Consider the following 2,819-nt stretch of genomic DNA (forward strand, 5'->3'; position numbering starts at 1 on the left):
GATTAATTTGTTGTGCACCCACTTTGAATTCGATAACAAAGATGACACCTTTCACCACAAGAACAACATCAGCACGTCGCCCCATTCTTGGGATCATAAACTCAAAAAAGATATGTGTATTATCAGTACCACATAATTTCAGTTCTCTTTTGAGTATATCTATTTCAGCTCCCCAAGCTCTGGATTGCTGATGCTGTAGTTGCTGAGTATGAGCTGCGGATATTTCACCACTTATAGACAAGGTGTCAGCAACTAAAAACTGTTCGAGAGGTGCGGAATAAAATGCTCTGTTAGACATATTTATTCCTTGAACTTAAAATCAAGAAGTTGCTTAGGAGATAACTCCAAAGCTTCTGCTAGTTTGACAATATTGATCAAACTAACATTTCTTTTCCCTCTTTCGATTCCACTGATATATGTCCGATCTAAATCAGCTTTTAGCGCAAGTTGTTCTTGTGATAATCCCTTTGAAACCCTTAAACTTTTAAAGTAGGCACCAAATGAAACTAGTATCAAATCTTCCATGAAAAATCCTAAAAAAAGGTTTTCATGATGATGCAAACATGTAGACAATGAGTCTACGGACTATAAGTCACATATTAAGATTTAACTCACACCAACAACACATACCTTGTGCTTCTACCGCCCGCGCCGGTTTTGACCAAACATTGTTGTTCAACTAGTTGAGCCAAATGTCGGGTGGCAGTGGCGCGGCTGACTTTAGCCACTTTTTGATATTGGCTACTACTGATCCCATCACTAAAATCACCATCAAGCAGCCGGTTAAGTACCTTAACTTGTTCTGTTGTTAATGTTGGGGTGAGTAAGCGTCGATCGACACGAAGCCAGAATTGGGTTTTCGCGATGGTTTGTTCAATGTTATTGAGAGTGTGTTGAACAGCATCATTTAAGGTGTCTAAAAACCATAGTAGCCAAGGTGTAATATCAAGGGAGCCCTGTTGGGTAGACTCTAATATCGCGTAATAAGCTTTACGTCGCTCAAGTATGCTAACTGACATAGCATAAAAATGAATCGAACGATGTTCAGCTTGCGCTAGTGCTAAATCGGTGAGCAAACGGGTGATACGTCCATTACCATCATCAAGCGGATGCAAGGTGACAAACCACAAATGAGTGATGGCTGCTCGTACTAGCGGATCAAGGTCAGCCTGTTTTCGTGATTGATTAAACCACTCAATAAACTGCGTTAAACTTTGGTCTAGCGTACCTCGAGGAGGCGCTTCAAAATGGACTGTCGGTTTGTCTAAACGCCCCGATACCACCTGCATAGGTTCATCGCCGCGTAACTTACCGCCAATAACAGGATTAAACACGGCTTGGTTACTCGGAAACAACAGAGCATGCCAATCTAAAATACGCGTTAGGCTAAGTGGCTGTTGCCAGTTTTGTAGCGCATCTAAGGTGATATCAGCTAAACCATCGGTTTGTGCAGTAGTGGGATAAGGGTTTTCTTCGCTCACCCCAAGTTTATTGGCCAAAGATGAACGTACAGACAATGCGTTGAGCGTTTCGCCTTCTATCGCACTTGAATGAACGATGTTGGCGATCATAGTATCGAGTGTCCATTGACTAACAGATTCAGTGCCTATCTTACCCAGTAGCAAACCTTGGTTAAATTGAATTTGACGCAATAAAGGATTAATACGGATATGATCCCATACAAAGTCAGGCCATTCTTGTTGTTGCCAAATCCACATATTAACCTCTGTTTAGCTGACTTAAATACTGTTTTGATGCAAATACCAACCTATTCTACTCACCATATGAGGCAAATAGCAATTTATTCGCCTCACCATATGAGGCGAATAGGATAGTTAATTGCCTCATGACGCCTACTAGCAAGCTCGATAACACCTTGGCTGGCATTTCGGTATAATCATTTACTGATTCAATAACCTTCAATTTTTATCACTCAATGCGACTGTAATTAATGACATCTAAGCTGACTGAAGTATCGACACCACCACAAGCCGCTATGCCTAAATCTACATTGGCAAATGAACAGGAAAATAAAGTATTTATTATTGGCCTGCCACGTACGGGCACCACGAGTGTAAGTGTGGGGTTGCTTGAGCAAGGGTTAACGGTTGCCCACCAAGCCTTTACTAAGCAGGCGTTTATGTTGGCCGATGCAGTGTCTGATGCGCCGTGTTTCAGTGATTACCAACAATTAGATAAGTTATTTCCCAACGCTAAGTTTGTCTATTTAGATAGGCCGTTAGATAAGTGGTTACCGTCGATGCAAATGTTACTGGGCAGAATGCTAGTACACTTAGATAAAGATAAGGGCCGCTTTCATCCAGTAATGAAGCGCAGCTTTAATCATTGCTTTGATATATGGCAAGTTGAAGATGTGTTTGATGAAGCGCATTTAACGGCCTGTTATCAGTGCCACCAGCAGCAAGTGTTGAGCTATTTTGCAGGTCGAGATGACTTTATCTCTATTGATATCAGTGTCGATGGTAGCCTTGCTAAGTTGCTGCAGTTTATTGATTTAGCTGGGCCTGATACGGCCGAACTCCCGCAACTGAACTTTCCACAATTAAACATGGGCCGCAATGTGGCCAGTTGGGATGAATATAAACACCCAAATAAAATTAGCGCTAATGCTTCTGGCCCTGATAAACGTAAGTTTTTTGATTACCGACTTTAACGATTTAAATTTAGAATGAGCCAGTTAATACAGCACTACTCGCGCAGCAGCTTTTAACCGTTCATATATCACGTAGCGGTTACTTATCTTTATTACGCTTTTTCTTAGCAACGGTTAACCAATCTAAACTGACACCCGATATGGC

The 2,819-nt window shown here is 41.5% G+C and carries 3 protein-coding genes and 1 pseudogene; 1 reads left to right on the forward strand and 3 read right to left on the reverse strand.

Going from position 1 to position 2,819, the window contains the following annotated elements:
- The 3 genes and pseudogenes from CXF78_RS19165 to CXF78_RS19175 form a co-directional block, all read right to left on the reverse strand.
- Positions 1-298: pseudogene (locus tag CXF78_RS19165) on the reverse strand (DUF2075 domain-containing protein); the annotation flags it as partial.
- A gap of 2 nt (positions 299-300) precedes the next feature.
- A complete protein-coding gene (locus CXF78_RS19170) occupies positions 301-525 on the reverse strand; it encodes a helix-turn-helix domain-containing protein (RefSeq protein ID WP_102037653.1) in 225 nt (74 codons plus the stop codon).
- Between the two features lie 86 nt (positions 526-611).
- Complete coding sequence (locus tag CXF78_RS19175) at positions 612-1,718, reverse strand: Fic family protein (protein WP_102037654.1); 1,107 nt, start codon at positions 1,716-1,718, stop codon at positions 612-614.
- A 233-nt stretch (positions 1,719-1,951) separates the two neighbouring features.
- On the opposite strand from CXF78_RS19175, the gene CXF78_RS19180 reads away from it, so the two are divergent.
- Positions 1,952-2,674 (forward strand): sulfotransferase family protein, encoded by a 723-nt coding sequence (locus tag CXF78_RS19180; RefSeq protein WP_102037655.1) that lies wholly within the window; start codon positions 1,952-1,954, stop codon positions 2,672-2,674.
- The last annotated feature ends 145 nt before the right edge of the window (positions 2,675-2,819 follow it).

The organism is Shewanella sp. 11B5, assembly GCF_002836795.1.
Lineage (GTDB): Bacteria > Pseudomonadota > Gammaproteobacteria > Enterobacterales > Shewanellaceae > Shewanella > Shewanella frigidimarina.

Bases quoted from the DNA above. Each gene is read 5' to 3' on its own strand.
- CXF78_RS19170 (WP_102037653.1), bottom strand. From the start codon at position 525: ATGGAAGATTTGATACTAGTTTCATTTGGTGCCTACTTTAAAAGTTTA.
- CXF78_RS19175 (WP_102037654.1), bottom strand. From the start codon at position 1,718: ATGTGGATTTGGCAACAACAAGAATGGCCTGACTTTGTATGGGATCAT.
- CXF78_RS19180 (WP_102037655.1), top strand. From the start codon at position 1,952: ATGACATCTAAGCTGACTGAAGTATCGACACCACCACAAGCCGCTATG.